This is a genomic window from Thalassospira sp. Z349TD_5 (assembly GCF_056173045.1).
This window is the reverse complement of record NZ_CM149654.1, coordinates 571330-592303: the sequence shown is the minus strand read 5'-3', so window position 1 is coordinate 592303 and position 20974 is coordinate 571330. Positions and strand designations below refer to the sequence as shown.

Genomic DNA, 20974 nt, shown 5'->3' with positions numbered 1-20974 from the left:
ATCACTCACAACAAACATAAACACGACGCGCATAAGGTCCCTTCCTTTCGGCAAAATTACCGCCCAACCAAAAATTGCATAACACCATTAAACTTTAACAGTTTTTTTTCATGTACCACTTGAAAACCATGCTTAAACAACGTCATATTCCAACCTCAAGGTTTCGGGGGAAATCAAAAAGTTCAACGCAAAAAAACACCCAAAGACACGTTTCTTGAGCGAGCATTTTGATTTCAGCACCAACGTTTGAAGGGCCAGACGTTGCAAAAAGAACAAGCAAATATGATGGCTGGGAAGGATAAGGACCATTATCCTCTTACATCGCCACAAGCAGCTATTTGGCTGGATTTGGCCAAAGGCCGTGATCCCGTACAATATAATATCTGTAATGTTATTGAGTTCGCTGGAAAACTCGATATAGACCTTTTGCACCGGGCCATTGTCCAGTGTGACGGGGAAAATGATGCCCTGCGCCTGCATTTTTCAAGTCATCAAGGCGAGGTCACTCAGTTCTTTGTTGATGAATGCCGACCAACAGACTTTGGTGTCATTGATCTGCGCTCTGAGGACGATCCAAAGGCCGCGGCCTTCCGCGAAGCCAAAGCCCTTCAAACCCGCCCTCTTGCATTTGAGGTTGGCGAGAACTGTCGTCATCAGGTCCTGCAGCTAGGCGACGACCTTTTCTGGTGGGTCCGTGTTTATCACCATCTTGTGTGTGATGGATACGCGGGGCACTTGATCGCCGAACGGACAGCATCGATCTATAACGCGCTATGCGCAAAGAGCGATATTCCCGAATGCCCATTCCATTCCTACCGCGCGTTTGTTAAAGCCGACGCTGCCTATTCTGATGGGCCCGCATATCAAAATGATCTGGTCTATTGGCGCGAACGCCTGACCCCTGACAGGCCACCATCCACGTTTTCGGCCCACCCGGTTGGAGAGGCACAGAAAAGTGCTCAATTTACCGACACTCTTGATGACGCGACGCTAAAGTCATTACAAAGCGTATCACGCGCATGTGGCATGTCAGCAACCGCGATGACAACGAGCCTTTTTGCCATCCTGCTCGGGCGGATTACACATCAAAATCATCCAGTCTGGAATATGCCGATGCTCAACCGGCTTGGTAAGGCTGAGCGAAACACACCCGGCACATTCACATGCGTCGCCCCCTACGATACAAATTTAAGTGAACACAAAAGCATAGCGGAACTGGGAAAAAACATCTTCGCCACATCCCGCCGAGATGTGCGTCATGCCCGCATAACCCCGCTGCGTTTACGGATGGCCAGTATTGGCGCAAAAAGCCTTTCGGCGTCAGGTGCTAATTTCAACAGTCTTGATTCTGCAACACCGATTGCTTTTTCCGGCCTTTCAACCCGACGCATCAACATTCAGGTTGGCCCGGCCAATGACCTGAGCCTGGCATTCTTCAGCGAAGCAATATCCCCCACCCAATCAAGAGCAGAACTGATCTGGCAATTTGATGCCAATCGCATTGATGAACCTGCCGTCAGACAAATTGCAGATCAGTTTGAACTGCTTCTTAAAGCAGTTTTGGCCAATCCCGATCAGGATATCGCGGCCCTTGGCAATCTTGTGACGATTGACCAAGAAAGCCTTGGTCTGAACAACAACACGTCACATAGCGAAAAACTGTCCGCCAGTTCGCATGAAACCCCGGTTCTCGCATCAGAAGATGAAAAACAACTTGCAACAGACATCACCCGCATCTGGACCGGGTTGATCCAAAATGACGATATTGGGCCAGATGACAACCTGATTGAAGCTGGCGCGCATTCGCTGCTGCTGCCCCGCGCGCAATATGCACTGTCGCGACTTGTAGGTCATGATCTTTCCCTGCTTGAGATTTTTGAACACCCAACCATCAACGGCCTGACACGTTATATCTGCGATACCTTTCCCAGTGTTAAGGTGGCCTCGGCTAACCACGGTCAAGGTATCGACGGCGCACCAGACACAAACACCGTTGTCGGGACGCACCAAGGCACTCCTGAGCCGATCGCACAGGATAGACAACAGATTGTCGCTGACATCACCCGTATCTGGGCCGTGTTGCTTGAAAATGACGATATCGGGCCGAATGAAAATCTGATCGAAGCGGGTTCTCATTCGCTGCTACTGCCCCGCGTGCAGTACGAGCTTTCGGAACTCTTCGGGATTGATATGTCCCTGCTTGAGATTGCCGAGTGTGCATCAATCAATGCCCTCGCTGACCGTATCTGCGAAACCTGCCCCAATTTCGAGACGGTGCGTGAAAACGCAATCACCAACGCCCCCTTGTCAGAAGAAACAAGTGTCCCCGTGCGATCTTTGCCAAAAGAAATCCCGGTTATCTGGCAAAATGGCCTTCACATATTGCAGTTCAGCGCCCCGACCCGTAGCGAACTCGACGCAATTACCGCACATGCTTCCGCGCAACTAAGCCATGATGGCTCAGCTAACCAGCTCACCCCTCTGGCAACGGAACTGGCAGTAGCCGAACCTCATTCAGAACGTGCCGTGATCCTCGCGCACGATACAGCATCAGCCATTGACGCACTTACGTCTAACCATTCGCCAATGCGCATCGACGCAAGCCTTTCGGGCGATCCAATCGAAACCTTCTTGCTATTTCCCGGCCAAGGATCGCAACGTCCGGGGATGGCCCGTGCCCTGTTTGATGCGGACCCGGAGTCCGCCGAACTGATCAATCGCGCCTGTAAAGAAGTTATCGGCTTTTCCGGCCCGATTGACCTGCGTGATTTGCTTTTATCGACCGCCCCCGCGCCTGCCGAAACAGAACAACTTGCCAACACCGACTATGCCCAACCGGCTTTGTTTATATTTGAGTATGCACTTGCGACCTGGTTGATGCGGTATGGCGTCACGCCATCAGGTTTGGCTGGACATAGTATCGGTGAATATGTCGCAGCTTGCATCGCAGGCGTCATGTCCTTTGAAGATGCCCTGCGCCTTGTTGTGATGCGCGGCAAACTCATGCGCCAAACCGCCCCCGGTGCGATGTACGCCCTTTCCATGCCCGAAGACGACGTTACCCATATTCTGACGCATTTTGGCTCCAAGCTGTCCTTGGCGGCGAAAAACGGACCGCGCCAGCATGTGGTTGCAGGTGATATCGCGTCTATTGATCGCCTTGAAAATCATCTGAAAGCGACGGGTAAATCTGGCAGGCGTCTGGTGGTCTCACGCGCCTTCCATTCTGATCTGATGGATCCTATCGTTGCGGCATTCCGTGATGAAGTTGCCACAATTAGCCTGCACGCACCAAACATCCCGATCCAGTCGAACTTGACCGGAAAATGGCTGACCGATGAAGACGCGACAAACCCGGATTATTGGGTGCGCCATTTGCGTCATGGTGTCCGGTTTGCCGACAATATTCATGGCCTGTTGTCATCCGCCCCCACAGGTCTGTTTATTGAATGCGGTCCGGGCCAGACGGCAACCCGTCTGGCAGCGGTGAACGGGGTCAAGGCAGAACACTGCATTGCCCTGCAATCTGCCTCCCCGCGCGAAAGCACATTAGAGAAAACGCTTCGGGGACAGGATGCACTCGCCTATGGCCTGGCAACCATGTGGGCACATGGCGCACAGCTTGCGTTTAGCTCTGGAACAACCGGCTCCGCAGAACCGCAACAGCAACCGGCACAAACCTCAAATGACGAGGAAGATCTAAAACCCGGCCCCATCGTGTCTGCGTTTCCGGCCCATCCTGCAGTCGAGGGGCAATGGCTGGCCCGTCGCGATCAGCCAGCAGACAACAGCCATCACATTATTGTCAGCTTCCGATTGCCTCAAAAAACCGATTTTAAAGACGCCAAACGCGCCATTGAACAGGTCATAGAGCGCCATGACGCCCTGCGTTCCACATTTGACGAGCACCAAGGTCAGCTGCAGCATCGCGTTCACGCCACTATGCCGGTCCCGATTAGAGAACTTGATCGCGTTGAAAACATCCGAATTGGCCTGTTTGATTTGCGAAACGGTCCGCTGGCCCGAGTTGGCTATATTGCGCAAAATAGCTCCCGTCCGCCGATCCTTGCACTTGCCATTGATCACATTTGCTTTGATGGACAATCCGCCCCCACCCTCGAACGCGCGTTTCTCGACGCCCTACATGGTATCAAGACACCCCATCCCGAAACGGCAGAATCCATTGCGAGGCGCGGGCATGAGGATTTGGCCGGCAACCGTGGGAAAACAGGAAAAAATTTCTGGAAAGAACGCAGTGAATTGCTGCTAGCAACACCATTGCCTGCCGGATCAGATGCGACACATCCTGGTCGTTCCACGCGCCTGTTTAAGAAACTGAGCAGCCAGCAGGTTGACGCCTTTACGACGCTATCGCGCCATATTAAAACCGCGACGCCGACCGCCATCTGGAACGCACTCATTCTGGCTGTGATTGCACGCCACAAGGAACATGGCGTCGCGGTTCTCGGGCAACCGTTTTCCGGGCGACATGGTCGCGAGAACCAACAGATCATCGGTTGCTTTGCCAACGTTTTGCCAATTGCGATCAAGGTTGACCTGCAGGCAGGCTTTGACGTCTTGGTCGGCACTGTCGCCCGCGAAATACTATCGATGCTCGATATCCAGGATTATCCGTTATCGCGTTTGATCAAAGATCTGTCACAGATGGCAAAAGCGCCGGTCGACCTGCCGTTTGATGCGGTCAGCACGATCGAAATCAACGAAGATATTGACGACATCAACGATATTGATTTCGGTGCGGGAAAATTCCCGCTGATGGCAACACTGCTCAAATGCGGTGCCGGAACATTTATCGCAATTGAATATAAAACATCGGTTTATGGCCCTCAATGGGCAGATCGCTTTGCCGAACGCTTACTTTCCTTCCTTGGCAGCTTGGCCACAGAACCGGATAAACCACTGGGTGAGATTGATATTCTGCCAAGTGACGAACGGCAGTTTTTAATCGAAGACCTTAACGCAACACATTCCCAATACCCGCGCGACACGGGGCTTGGTGAATTACTTGCGTTGCGCATTCAAGACCCCGCCTGTGCCAATCGCATTGCAATTAGTGATGGCAAAACCAGGATCAGCTATCGCGACCTTGGCATCTTGCTGTCAGAACAATCAACCAAACTCGACGAGATTGGTGTCCAGCCCGACCAAACCGTCGCCCTTGCCACAGAGCGAAATACCGATGCGATTATCGCCCTTCTGAGTTTGGTCTGGCATGGCAATGCCTACCTGCCAATCGACAAATCCCTACCGGCAAATGCAATTGCCGATTTGATGGACGAATGCGGCGCACACACGCTTCTTTGTAGCCCCCACGAGCAGGATCGTCTGGCGGAACTGGCTGCACGTTTTAATGTTGCACCCCTGCCAAAGGCACAGGCCAATGGGGCCACCGCCAAATTCAAATCCCCTGCGAAACGGTCAGGTGATGATCTTGCCTATGTCATGTTCACATCAGGATCAACGGGTAAACCAAAAGGCGTTCTTGTGCCCAATCGGGCCGTTGCACGCCTTGTTTTGAACAACCCCGCCATTCCGTTTGATGAAAACGACGTCATTGCACAGGCAGCTTCTCTTGGCTTTGACGCCGCCACACTTGAAATCTGGGCACCGCTTTTGAACGGCGGGCGCTTACATGTCCTTGACAATGAGGCCCTTTTTAACCTTTCGACACTGAGCACCACACTTGCCGATGCCGGTGTCACGACAATGTGGATGACAGCCAGCCTGTTCAACCTCATTGCTGACGAAACACCAGAATCGTTCAAATCGCTCAAACGTTTGATGAGCGGCGGCGAGGCCCTGAGCCCTGCCCATTTGCGCAAGGTCCGTGCGGCCTGTCCTGACGTCATGCTTATCAACGGCTATGGCCCAACCGAGAACACAACATTTACCTGTACACATTTGATCACTGAAAATGATCTTGGAACAGGTCACATTCCGATTGGGAAGCCGATTGGCAATACCCGCATCTATGTTGTCGATGGCGACGGCCAACTGGCCCCGGTCGATGTCTGGGGTGAACTGTACGCCGCTGGAGACGGGCTTGCACTTGGCTATACCGGTGCCCCCGAACGCACCGAAAAATCATTCGTAAAGATTGATGGCATTGACGAAGAGCGCCTTTACAAAACCGGGGACCGGGTACGTTGGCGCCAGGATGGCACCATCGAATTTGGCGGGCGCCGGGATGGGCAGGTCAAAATCCGCGGCCACCGCATTGAACTGACAGCCATCGAACAGAAACTCTCAAGCCTTGCGGGCATTCGCAACGTCTGTGTCTTACCGATTGGTACCGGTGCAGACGCGTTTCTCGGTGCCGCGATTGCCGCGGACAATGATGACAGGGACGCGTGGGCAGCCACCCTTGCCCGCGATTTCCCCGACTATATGGTCCCCGAACGTTTCGTGGTTTTCCCGCATCTTCCCGTGAACGCAAATGGCAAGGTTGACCGTAAAAATCTGCAAGCGGCTATTGCCCAAGCCGATCATATTCGTGCTGTCGAAAAAACGCAAAGCACGCCATCCGAAGACCTTATCGCGGGCCACTTTGAAACACTGTTCCCCGGCAAGGCAATTACGCCATCGTCTGATTTCTTTGCCCTTGGTGGTCATAGTCTTCTTGCCATGCGTCTTGCTGGCATGATCGAAACCCACACAGGCCAGCGCCCGAAAATTCAAGACATCTTTACCGCACGCACGGTCGCAAATATCGCCACACTGGTCGGGGATGGAAAGCATGCGCCCGCACAGGAAATCCTGCCCCGGATAAACGCAGACCGCTTTGCCCTTTCAAGTGGACAGGCGCGCTTGTGGGTATTGCAACGCATGCAGCCCGAACTGGCCGTTTATTCTGTACCGATTACGTTTGAGTTGACCGGCAAAGTCGACGTATCCGCGTTACAGCGCGCACTCCATCACCTTGAAGACCGCCAGCACGCTTTGCGTTTACGCTTTACATCCGACCTGGACCACCCGGACGGTGTTGTTCAGGTTCTTGCACCGCCCGGATCATGGGCGTTGCGCCATCATCATATGGATGAAGCAACAGCCAACAACTTTGTCGCCGCCGAAACGGCCCGCTCATTTGATCTTGAGGATCGGCCACTGGCACGTGCTGATCTGATCACGCTGGGCCCGGACCATCACCTGTTGATGATATCGCTGCATCACGCCATATGCGATGGCTGGTCGATGCCGATATTGCTGGGCGAATTGACCGCCTTTTACCAAGCCGAACTCAATGGCGGCACGCCGTCACTGCCCCCGATCACCCATCACTATGAGGATTTCGTAAGCTGGCAACGCGCCTATCTTGCAAAGGACGCTGGTAAAGCGGCCCTGACGCGCTGCAAAGATCGCCTTCTTCCGCTGGCAGAGCCCCTAAACCTGCCAACAGATTATCCACGTCCGGCCGAACGGCGCTTTGCCGGTGATTTTCAGGCCGTTGAATTTAGCAACACGACATCGCAACTGATTGACCAAGCCGCCGAGCGGTATGGCACAACAGCGTTTAGCATCCTGACGGCCCTCACACAGGTTCTGCTTTATCGTCACTGCGGGCAGACCGATATCCCGATGGGTATGCTGGTCGCCGGGCGGGATAATGCGTCGCTGGAAAATGTCATTGGTTTCTTCGTCAATACGGTCGTTCTTCGCCAGAAGGTCGATCCAGATGCACTGTTTGACGCCCATCTAACGACCACCACAAAAACCATCATGCAGGCCCTGTCCGATCAGGCTGTGCCGTTTGAGGACGTCGTCAATGCCGTCAATGCGCCGCGTGATTTGTCGCGCAATCCGCTGTTTGACGTGCTGGTTGCCTGGCAGGACGACATGCCCGAAATTCACACCTTTGGCGACATGGGCATCTCGCTGCGCGAAACCGAATTCCCCTTTGCCAAATTTGATCTGGGTTTCTATTTTTTCCGCAAAAACGCAAAGCTTTCCGGCCATATCGAGTTTGACACCGCCCTGTTTGACCGGGCAACGATTGCATCCTTTGTCGAACGGCTTGAAACGCTGTGCCATGCTGCCCTATCGGGGATGATAAATGCGCCGCTATCAGCTCTGTCGATCCTGCCCGATGCTGAACGCGCCCAAATTGACCAGTTCAATGCCACCCAAAAACACCTGCCGATAGATCGCAGCATCTCAGAACCGTTCCTTGATCAGGTCGCAGCAATACCCGATACCATCGCCGTTCGCGACGATACTGACGCGCTCAGTTATGCTCAGTTTGCCCGACGCGCAGCCGGGATCGCCGAAATACTGCGCGGGAAATCAGTCAAACCCGGCGATGTCGTCGGCGTTGCGGTGCGCCGTTCGGCTAACATGCTGGCCGCCATTCACGGCATTCTTCTGGCCGGTGCGGCCTATAGCCCGCTTGATCCGGACCATCCCGAACAACGCCGCAAAGACATGCTTGATGATTTAGGCGATGGGTTTGTAATCACAACGCCTGATCTGACCGACCTGTTTAACCCGACGAAAACCATTGTTCTTGATGGTCATGAAGATGCCGATATACCCACGCTGATAAGCGGCCCGGACGATCTGGCCTATGTTTTATTTACATCCGGCTCCACCGGCCGCCCCAAGGGGGTCGAGATCGCCCATCGCGGTGTGCTGAACCGTATCCTTTGGATGCAGGATGCCTTCCCGCTGGGTCCCGATGATGTGATCTTGCAAAAGACACCGATCACCTTTGATGTATCGGTCTGGGAACTGTTTTGGTGGTCATGGACTGGTGCACAAGTTGTGTTGCCCGCCCCCGGTGCTGAACGCGATCCCCGCCAAATTGCCGATGCCATTTGCCAAAACCGTGTGACGACAATGCACTTCGTGCCGTCGATGCTGGCAACGTTCCTGTTTGCCGTCGAAAGCGGCATGGTTGATATCGAAAAGCTGGCAACGCTCAGGCGTGTTTTCGCCAGTGGCGAGGCCCTTGATGCGGCTGTTGTGCAACGGTTCAACGCTTTGTTATTCGATAAATTCGGCACCGAACTTCACAACCTTTATGGCCCGACAGAGGCCACGGTTGATGTCACCTGGCAGGCATGTTCGCCTCATCACACAGGCAGTGTCGTTCCAATTGGCAAACCGATTGCCAATACCACGGTGCATATTCTGTCGGGCGATTTCAAACCGCTTCCCATCGGGGTTGCCGGTGAAATCATTCTGGGCGGTCCGCAAATCGCACTTCGATACCGCAACCGCCCTGAACTCAGTGCAGAAAAATTCCCAAGCGATCCAACATCACCGGGAAGCCGCCTGTATCGCACCGGTGATCTGGGGCGCTGGCGCCGTGATGGCACCGTCGAATATCTGGGCCGCATTGATCATCAGGTCAAAATTCGCGGATACCGGATCGAGTGCGGCGAAGTCGAAGCCGCCCTTGAAAGCCACCCGAATATAGAACGCGCACCGATCAAGGCGGTCAAGGTCGCGGGCCTTGATGAACTGCATGCGTTTGTCCTGGGCACGCCGGATCTTGACGTTGCAACATTGCGCGAACACCTGCGCAAATGCCTGCCCGAATATATGATCCCCGCGCGGTTCTTTGCGATTGATCATCTGCCTCTGACCAGCAGTGGCAAGGTCGACCGTAAGGCTCTTGCCGGTAAACCGATCCGCGCCAATTTGGCCAAAAGCACCGCACCTGCAAAATCTGCTGCGCAGCCCGCCCAAAAGACCCAGGCTGCAACCCGCACCATCGAAGCCGACATTACGCGGTTGTGGGCAGAAGTCCTGCCCGACGTAACCCCGACGCGGGACGACGGGTTCTTTGACGTTGGTGGTAACTCGCTGTTGCTACTTCGTCTGTTTGAAAAAATTGATGCCCGCTGGCCCGGCAAAATCGCGATTGTCGATCTGTTTGCCAATCCGTCGATTGCCGGTCAGGCCGACCTGATTACCCGTGATACAAACATCCCGACCGACAGCGGATTGACCACATCCGAAAGTGCCATTCTTGCCAATGATGAACCGATTGCAGTGATTGGCATGGCGCTTCAGGTTGCCGGTGCAGACACGCCAGAACAATTCTGGACCGATGTCGCCGCCGGGCGTGATCTTGTCCGCCCGTTGCCCGCCGCACGCGCCGCCGATGCCCGCGAACTTTATCATGCAATAGGCAAGCCCGTCCCGGCACGTTTCCGCGAAGTCGCCTATCTTGATACCCTGTTTGAATTTGATGCACAGCGCTTTCGTCTTGCACCGGTTGATGCCGGGTTGCTTGATCCCGATCAGCGCCTGTTCATCGAAACCGCCTTGATGGCGATGGAAGATGCCGGTTATGGCGGCAACGCTCTTAAGGGGCAAAAGGTCGGTGTGTTTGCCGGTGGAGGCACCAATCCGGTCTGGCGCATGGCGATGGATCACATCCCGCCCGCCAAGGCAGAACAGGCATTTGCACTCAACGTGCCGTCAAACATCGTCACCCGCCTGTCCTTCCTCAAGGATTGGCACGGTCCGGCCAATGTTATTGATACCGCCTGTTCGTCTTCACTGGTTGCCGTCCATCACGCCTGTCAGAACCTGCGCAATGGCAGTTGCACGGTGGCCATTGCCGGCGGGGCCAAACTCCTGCCCTGTCCGCCGGATGCCGATAACGGCTTTACCATCGACTCATCGACCGCCCGTACCCGTGCCTTTGATACCGGGGCCGACGGTACTGGCATGGGCGAAGGCAGCGTTATCTTCGTGCTCAAACCTCTTAGCAACGCTCTAAAGGATGGCGACCCCATCCACGCGGTTATTCGCGGCAGTGCGGTCAATCAGGATGGCACCTCAAGCGGTGCGGCCGCCCCCAATCCGGTGATGCAGGCCGAAGTTATCAAGGACGCGGCACGTTCCGCCGACATTGATCTTGCCAGTGTGTCGTATTTCGAAGCCCACGGAACCGGCACATCCCTTGGTGACCCGATTGAGATTGATGGCCTGACACGCGCGTTTGCGGGAATATCGGGTCAAAAAGCTCTCGCCTTTATCGGATCGGGCAAGGGCAATTATGGTCATCTTGATGGCACCGCAGGCGCACTGGGTCTGGCCCGCGCCATCATGGCGCTGCGCCATGATCAAGCCCCACCACAACCCTATTTTGAAACCCCAAATCCCAAGATCAATTTTGACCGTGCCCCGGTTCAGGTCGCGCAAAAACGCGTAAAACTTCCCGATCAGGGTACTGCGCGCCGGGCCGGCATTAGTTCGTTCGGGCTCAGTGGCATTAACGCGCATATAGTGATCGAAACCGCACCAGAGCGGACGAACCGTCCGCAATCAGAATTCAAACCCGATACGCTGTTTGTCTTTGCCCTGTCGGCAGGTAGCGTTGATGCCCTGCGCCAATATGCCGCAAACCTTCATCACCGCATCAGCAACGATCCGTCATTGGCCCTATGTGACATTGCCCTAACACTCGCATCCGGGCGTGATGCGTTAAAACATCGCTTTGCCTTTATTGCACACATCCGTACAGAACTTCTTGATCATTTGCTTGGACTGGCCACCGGGATTGAAACGCCAAGCAGTGTCAAAACCCCAACAAACGACAATTGCGAGGTCGTACTTAACAACCCGGCGACTGCACAAACCCAAATTGATTGCTACCTTAACGGTGGAAACTTGCTATGGCCTGCCGATGCCAAGGCACGGCGCGTTTCGCTGCCCCCGGCCCCGTTTGTCCGTAAAACATGCAAACCTGTTTTCGAAACACGCCCCCAAACCACATCACAAGGCATCCTGCAGGGGCCGGTCGAAACACCAACCGCGCGTGTGTTTAGCATCGCCATCAATGACCCTGCTTTCTGGCCTTTGCACGAACACAAACTCAATGGCCATCCGACACTGGTCGGCATGGCTGTTCCGGCCCTGATGGCAAAGGCAGCGGCCAGCCTTTCCTCCACGCCAAATCAACCAATCTGTCTGTCCAACCTTGTCTGGCACTCGGCACTGGTTGAAAACAGCTTACCAGACGGCAAAGTCAGCCTGTCCTTTGACCATGACGGTAAGGTTGAGCTCGCAGGACGCCTTAAAAATGGTACTTGGCGCGTCTTTGCCACCGCCACTTGGCATTCGACCCCTGCCATAACAATGGCACCCACATCATCGCTTGAGGACATCCGTCTTCGCGCCATTAACAAGGTGCCCAATTCAACATTTTCCAACCAGTTTGGCCCGATCAACGTCAGTGATCGTTGGGATTGCACCCTGTCGCTACAGTTCGACAGCACCGAAACAGTCGCGATTAAACACCTGCAGCTAAAGCCCGCCTATCTGCACGATATAAATGACTGGCTGTTGCATCCTGCACTTGGTGATGTTGCGTGCAGCATGCCCTTGATGAAACTCGGAACCGGATATGTCCCGGTCGGCATTGATCAGATAACCCTGCACGGTATTCCAGCCGGTGATGTTTATGCCTGCAGCGAAGAACGCGCTGATGGCATCTTTGAAATTGCCCTGTATGACGCCAAGACCAGTCAGCTTGTTCTGTTGGCCACCGGTGTTAACTTCGTCAAAACCGGGCAGACCCAAACGCAGGGTCGCCCCGAACTTCTTGCCACTGTTTGGCAACAATCCCCCTTGCCCGCTGCCCCCATTCCATCGGACAGCCTGTTCATCAGCAACACTGACTTCTGGCCTCTCCCCGATGGATGTAAACACATCCACCCCAACGCCTTGTCCAAGAATGATCTGGCAACGCGATCACATGCTGTATTGGCCCTGTCCGCAGATGAAAACAGCGCACGCCGAACCGCCGATACCCTGCGCACCATTCTGCACAACATGCAGGGTCGGTTACGGTTGGTTGTTGTTGGCAGCGGCGCCTTTACCATTGCCTCCGATCCGATCACGCCAAACCCGGATCAATCGGCGGTGGCGGGGCTCATCCTTGCGATTGCCAAGGAAGAACCGCAGCTTGATATCAGCTTTGTCGATCTGCCCGCCCATGAGGCCCTCGAACATCTTGGCGCTGAACTATCCAACAGTGCCGCACAGGATCCCGTCACCGTCTATCGCAATGGCGCGCGCCATGTGCGTGACCTTGCCGCATCGGTAATCGACCAACAAAGCCCGGTAGGCTCGTGGCCAGATCACGGTGTTTGCGTTGTCACCGGCGGAACAGGTGGCTTTGCCATCGCACTGGCCGAAGAATTCGCTGCGAACGGAAAGGTGCAGTTGGCCTTGCTCGGCCGGCGCGGCGAAACCATGCTTGATGACGCCATCAAGTCCAAGATCGCGGCCCTGCGTGATCGGGGCTTCACGCTATCGGTGCTCCCCTGCGATATCACAGATCGCGCATTACTCAGCACGACCCTTGACGTCATCCGAAACCGGATGGGACCGATCACGGCCATCGTCCATGCTGCGGGAATTGCTGATGGCGGCTTCCTTGCACGGCGCGATATGGCGGATTTTGATGCCGTCCTTGCGGCAAAGATAATCGGGGCGCGCAATCTTGATCAACTAACCCGCGATGATCCCCTCGAGGCCTTCGTCATGTTTGGCAGCCTGACCGCCATCAGTGGCGCCCCTGGTCAAACTGCCTATTGTGCGGCAAATGCATTCCTCGATGGGCTTGCCCATTATCGTGCGGCAAACACACGCCCGGCGCTGACAATCGACTGGTGTGCACTCAGCGAACAAGGCATGGCCGCACGCCATAAGGTCCGGCTTGAAGACGGTTCATGGATTTCGCCCAAAGACGCCATCCCATTGTGGCGTTCGGCAATTTCGCATGCCACCGCACAGTTGACCGTCCTGGATCCCGCGGTCCTACGCAAGGCGCCGTCCTCTGTGGCCAACAGCAATGACATTGCAGCAGCATCCAAGACCCAAACGAAGGTAGATGCCCCCAATGCCCAAACGGCCAGCGAAATTATCGCGTCAATCTGGTCTGAAACCTTGGGCTATGAACATATCAGCCACGATGATGATTTCTTTGCCCTTGGCGGTGACTCCATCACCGGCATGCAAATCGTAGACCGGGTGAACAATGATCTTGGCGTTTCCCTGACCATCTCGGACCTGTTTTCCGCACCAAACATCGCATCCATTGTCGAACTGGCCGGTTTCCAACCTACCTCAATCGCGCCGACGACAACGGCACTTACCCACACCTCTATCGATGTCAGCGATCCGAAAACAACCATCTGTAAAATCTGGGCAGAAACGCTTGGATATACCGCTGTTGAACCGGATGACGATTTCTATGCACTCGGCGGAGATTCCATTACCGGCATGCAAATCATTGATCGCATGACCAGTGAACTTGGGCACAATCTCACGCTGACCGACCTGTTTGAACATTCCAGTGTTGAAAAACTCGCCCAAAAATTGCACCTGACGCCCAAACCAGCCATAGGATTAAACGAGGCCTCATCCCCCTTCACACCAGAGCCGAAAATAGCCCCTGCCGGTCCGACGGATGATCCGCGCCGCGCGCCAACGCTTGACCGCTATCCGCTTGCAGCCGAACAAATCTCGGTTCTAAATGCCGCGCAAAAAGGCAACATGGGAACCGCCTTCAACCTGCCCCATGCCTATATCCTTAGTCCGCAGTTCGATATCGATAAGCTTGCTGCTGCGATCAGAAAACTGACCGAGCGCTATGATCTTCTGCGGACCCGGATCATTTCCGACAGCACCACGGAAAGCTGGCAGATGGAAATTTTGCCCGTGGATCAAGCGCTCCCGGATTTGACCGTGCGCTCCGTCGCCGGATCACTTGAAGATGCCAGCACTGCACTGGTGGCACCTTTCGATCTTGATACTGAATTCCCTGTCCGCTGGGCGTTACTGCAAGATCAATTTGGAAAAACATTATTGTTCTTTGATATTCACCATGTGCTGGCCGATGGTTTCACCACCGAACGTCTGCTTGGGGAACTCTTTGGACTTTATACCGGCACCGAACTGCCACCGCTTAAGTACCAGTTACAAGACTATGCATGGTGGAGCCAGACCGACGACAGCCGCCAACGTTTGGCGGCGGCCCGGAACTATTGGCAATCACTTTACGCTGATCATCTGCCAAAGCTTGACTTGCCATCAAACCGTCCGCGCCCCGCCTATCACACCTTCAATGGTGAGATTACATCATTCGCTGTTGACGCAGAACTGCTTGGCAACGCGCGCAAGTTCGCTGCCCGTAACCATGTCACCATGTTCACACTTGTCATGGCAACGTGGTTTACCGTGCTGGGCCGGATGGCAAAGACCGATGATCTCGTCATTAGTGTGCCGGTCAGTGCCCGCGATGTCGGCGGTTTCCGCGATCTCGCGGGGATGATGGTTTCGCTTCTGCCCTTGCGTATGCACCTTGATGGCGATGAAACCGTCTCAAACCTTCTGGCACGCATGCAAGAACATCATGTCAGCGCCATGCGCCACCGCGCTTACTTCCTTGATCAATTGCTTGATGATCTCACGCCACCTGCGTCACCGGATCGCACATTGCTTTCGGAAGTATCACTTTCCTACATGAACTACGAAGCAACCACGCATGCGGCTGGCCTGAACGATCAGGCGCCGCAACCGGTGATCGTCGATCGCCATCATTGTAAAAATGATCTCGGTATCTTCATACGCGACCTGCCGGGTAAAATGACGGTCGCCTTTGACTATTACGCCGACATGTTTGACCGCGCATCTATTGACGCCCTTGGTCAGGTCTTTGCCGCCACCCTTGAACGCCTGATACAATCGGGAACGCAGCCCATTGGCGGCATTGACCTTCTATCTGGCACCCCAATTGAAGCGCTGAAACACTGGCATCATGATGCGGCCAAACCGAAAGCCCCGACCGAGGTTTCCAACACCCTGTCGGCAGAACCGTCAGGCACAGAAATCGTCGTTGCGGACATCTTTACCGAGGTTTTCAAAAAGCCGATCAGTGATCCAGCCACCAGCTTCGTTACTCTTGGTGGACATAGTTTGCTTGCGATACGCATCGTAAACCGTCTTGCCGACAAAACCGGCACACGCATCAGCATGGCTGATTTCTTTGCCACTCCAACCATCGCCGGGTTGGCACTACTGATCGACCAAACGCTGACAACCGACACAACAACACAAAATACGACAATACCATCCGCGCCCGAACTGGATCTTTATCCGGCCAGCCACGCGCAGAAACGCCTTTATCTTCTGTCACAGATGGCCGGCGATACCGGCGCATATGGCATGTTGTTTGTGCTGCGCTGTAGCGGGTCATTACAGCGTCCAATCTTGGAAACCGCGCTTCGAAATCTTGTTGATCGCCATGAACCGCTGCGCACCGCATTCGAAGAACATGACGGTGTTATCAAACAGCGCGTTCACCCGACATCGACCCCCGACATCATCAACAGTGATGTGTCGGCCCTTGCTGATCCGGCACGTGAAGCTCTGCGCCTAACCCGCGAAGAAGCCGCAAAGCCGGTCAAACTGGACCAACCGCCACTGATCCGCGCCCACATGATCAAGATTACTGATGACGAATGTTTGCTGTTGATCGCAACCCACCACATTGTCGGCGATGGCTGGTCATCACGTATTTTAACCCATGAACTGGGCGTTCTGTATCAGGCCGCACTTACTCAAACATCGCCCGACCTGGCGGCCTTGCCCATCACCTATAAAGACTTTGCCCATTGGCAGTCGCAACAAGACTGGACCGATGCCGCGAACTACTGGCGTGAGAAGCTTAAAAACGCGCCGGACCAAATCATGCTGCCCACAGATTATCAGGCACCCGCTGTGCAATCCTATCGCGGGGCACATGCCCATATGATGATTGACGATAATGTCCTGCGCGGATTGCACGCGCTGGCACGCGCTCACAAAGCAACATTATCATCTGTTGGTATGGCGCTGTTTTCCGCCATGCTGTATCGTCTTACCCGACAGGACGACATGGTCATCGGCATGGGTGTTGCCGGTCGCGAGAAAACCGAAACGGAGGGCCTGATTGGTTTCTTCGTCAATGTTCTGCCGATCCGGGTCAAACTTGATGCCGATACCGAACTCGATACATTGATTGACGAAATCCATCGCGATGTTACCGCCGCCCTTGATCGTCAGGACTATCCGTTTGACGAACTTGTGCGCGCCGTAGCACCCAAACGCAACGCCAACCGCCAGCCGCTTGTGAATGTCGTTTTCGAATATCAGCGGTTTGGCGCACTGACCAATACGGATGAAACCAGCGGCGGGCTGCCAATCGCAAATACCGATCATGACAGTCTCCTGCCTGACAACATGGATGCCTTTGTCGATAACACGACGGCAAAGCATGACGTTATCCTGTTCCTGACCGAGGACGGCGATCAGGCCCGTTTTACACTGGAATACGACACCGATCTTTTCGGGGCGGAAACAATGCAAAAATGGCTTGGCTTCCTGACAAAATTTGCCGCAGCAGCGGCACAAAACCACACGAACAAAAACGCCCAAAGGGATGCATAAATGAAAATCGCCGACTTTGACTTCGACAGTTTGGAAACGTCCAATCCCAACGGCGAAACTGCGTCCACGGCATCCCTTGGCAGTATCGTTGCACAGTTTGCGACCATTGCGTCTGAGTATCCCAACCGCATTGCGATTGAGGACGAGGCGGACAGCGTCTCCTTCGATCTGCTTGATCGCCAAAGCAATCAGATTGCCAATTTCATCGTCGGGCTACAATTGCCCGACGCGGCAATGATTGGTGTGATGACCGGGCGCAACCGCCATTATATTGCTGCCATTCTTGGTGTTTTGAAATCCGGCCACGCCTTTGTGCCCCTTGATCCCAATGTTCCGTTAATCCGGCGCATTGCCATTGCGCGCAATGCCGTAACCCCGCTTATTTTGGCTGATGCCAAACATGTTGGCGATCTTCATCAGATGCAGTGGCGGTGTGATTGCGTCAAACATGTCATGTGTCTTGATCATGATGCGATTGACAGCATCTCCGAAATGCCCGGCTCCCTGATGTCGACCGAACTTTGGGATCACCTTGCCGGGGATACGGCTGATAACGTGCTTGCGGGTGGCTGGAAAAGTGCCTTTACCGGTCAGCCGATTGCCCCATCGGCCATGGATGCGTTTGGCAACAATGCGCGGACCAAGGTGTCCAGCCTTGTTTCAAGCGATGCCAATGTCCTTGAAATCGGCTGCGCATCTGGTTTCACGATGAAACATATTGCCCCGGTTGTCGGGCACTATGTCGCAACCGACCTGTCACGTCGCAATGTCGAACGCACCGAAGCTCTGGCAATTCATTCGGGCATGACGCATGTGATGGGCCGTCAGCTTGCCGCCCATGACATAGACGTGTTTGAGGAAGGCTCCTTTGACCTGATCATCCTTAACAGTGTGATTGAAAACTTCCCGGGCTTCGGCTATTTGCGTCAGGTTCTGGCCAAGGCGGCCAAACTTCTGGCCCCCGGTGGCGCGATATATCTTGGCAACATCTGGGATGCGGACCGTCGCGATGCCTATCTTCGCGATCTCGCGCAATTTGCGTCTGATAATGTCGGTATGGGATATGACACCCGGCTTGATTTCCTCGAAGACCTGTTTGTCCCTGAGGCCTTCCTGACCGACTGGGCTTTTGAACATGGCGGGTTCAAGGTGACCCGATCCGCCATCGATGCCCCCGGCTTTGATCCGGCCCCCTACACCTTTGATCTTGTGCTGTCGCCAGATAACGACGTTACATCGTCGTCGGGCACTCGCATGCGCCATGACCTTTCCAGTCTTACGGCCATATCGGATGACGCACCGGCAATTTCCACCAACACCTCGGACCTTGCCTACGTTCTGTTCACCAGCGGCACGACCGGCATGCCCAAAGGGGTCATGATCGAACATGGATCGGTGGTCAATCTTGCCCAGTCGGTTCTTGATACGCAGCTCAAATTGATCGGTGCAAATAATGCCGATACCTGTCTGAACCTGACCTGTGTTGCACCCTTTGCCTTTGACGGATCGGTCGTTCAGATTTTTGCGGCCCTTTTGCACGGTCACAGCCTGCATATTCCCAGCCTCGAAACCCGAACCGATCCCGAAGCCCTGCATAACTTTATCGCTGACCACAAAATTGATCAGCTTGATGCCACGCCAAGTTTATTTTTCCTGCTGGTCAACCATTGGCAGCAAACCGGTCAATCCTGCCCCGCACAGATGGTGGTGCTTGGTGGTGAACCGGTTGCATCGGATTTGGTCGAACGGTTTTTTGCCCTACCCGGTCACGGCAACATAAAGCTGGTCAATGCATATGGCCCAACCGAATGCTGCGTTTCAGCCGCCCAATATGTCATGACGTCCAACAACTTCCGACAAATCCTGCCGCCACCCATTGGATCACCGATCAATGGTGTCACGATCAACATCTGCGATGATAAAAACCGTCCCCTTCCTGACGGCGTTCCCGGTGAAATCCTGATTGGCGGGGCTGGCGTTGCGCGGGGGTATCTCAATGACGATGCTCAAACCAATCAAAGCTTTATCACCCGCCCCGACGGAACGCGCTGGTATCGCAGTGGTGATATCGGCCGCCGGCGCAATGATGGCGAAATCGTCTTTGTCGGGCGCGAAGACGGTCAAGTCAAAGTGCGTGGCAACCGGGTTGAACTGGCCGAAATTGAAAATACCATCACCAAACACCCGCTGGTGCGCCACGCTACGGTGATCCTGCACAAAGCAGCTGGTCAGGGGGCCGAAAATATTGTCGCTTATCTCACCACCGATGCCGGTTTTGACATTGCCTCTTGCCGCATACAACTCGAACAATCGCTACCGCCCTATATGGTTCCGGGCTACATCATCTGTCTTGATCAAATCCCGCTGACCTCAAACGGCAAGGTCGATAAATCAAAACTCCCGGCCCCGTCGAGCAACCAATCAACCGTGACTGACAAGCCAAAAGAACCGTTGCAGTCCGATCTTGAACGCACTGTCGCCGCGCTGATGGGCGATGTGCTTGACTGTTCCGTCGATGATGCCAATGCCGATTTCTTCGAGCTTGGCGGCCACAGTGTTCTGGCGGTTCAATTCCTGTCCAAACTCACTCAATCGGTTGATGTCAAAATCCCGCTAAGTGATCTGTTTAGCGGCGCAACTGTTGGAAAACTTGCTGCCTGCATTGAAGCCCGTCTGCGCGATGACAAGGCCAAAAACCCGATTGTCTCGGTCAACCCCGAAGGCAAAGACATTCCGATGGTTTGCTTCCATCCGGTCGGCGGCAACATCCTGTGTTATCAGGAACTCGCCCGCGCACTTGGCCCGCAACAACCGGTTTATATGGTTGAATCACGTGGCCTTGACGAAGGACAGGGCCTGAACGCCACCGTCGAAGAAATGGTCGCATCCTACCTTCCGGCCATACGTGAAGCCGTTCCAACCGGACCGATTCGCGTCACGGGTTGGAGTTTTGGCGGATTGCTGGCCTTTGAGGCGGGATACCGTTTGGCGCAAGCTGGCGTTGATGTGCGCAGCATCAGCCTGCTTGATGCCATCGCCGTACCCGATTCCGTGCGCGAAATGCTGCGTAAGGACGAGTTTGAATATCTTGCCGATATCTTTGGCGAACTTGGCATTGTTCAGGCCGAAGACCTACGCCCCCTGACCCCCGAAGAACGCATCGATTATCTGCTCGAACATGGCAAAAAATCCGACCTTCTGCCTCAGGAAGCTGACCGCGATACCATGCGCCGCCTGCTGGCTGTTTTCCAAAACAACGCTCTTGCGGCCGTGCATTACATTCCGCCGAAAATCGAAGATATCGATATCCTGCTGATCCGCCCGGAAACCATTGTCCGCGGCGCACCGTTTATCGAGGGGGATGACTTTAATGGCTGGCGCAAATTTACGGCCGAAAACCTAAAACTTTCCATGGTGCCGGGCACACATGGCACCATGATTGTCGGAGCAGACATCAGCTATGTCGCACAGGTCATGCAAGCGCAAATCGAACGGACAACCTGAA

General features: G+C 54.5%; 2 protein-coding genes. Both read left to right on the top strand.

The features are described 5' to 3' along the window. Nucleotides 1-282: 282 nt before the first annotated feature. On the top strand, nt 283-17469 hold the full coding sequence (locus tag AC0VXT_RS02640) for an amino acid adenylation domain-containing protein (RefSeq protein ID WP_475547390.1): 17187 nt from the start codon (nt 283-285) through the stop codon (nt 17467-17469). Further along, on the top strand, nt 17470-20973 hold the full coding sequence (locus AC0VXT_RS02635; RefSeq protein WP_475547389.1) for an AMP-binding protein: 3504 nt from the start codon (nt 17470-17472) through the stop codon (nt 20971-20973). Nucleotide 20974: the final 1 nt, after the last annotated feature.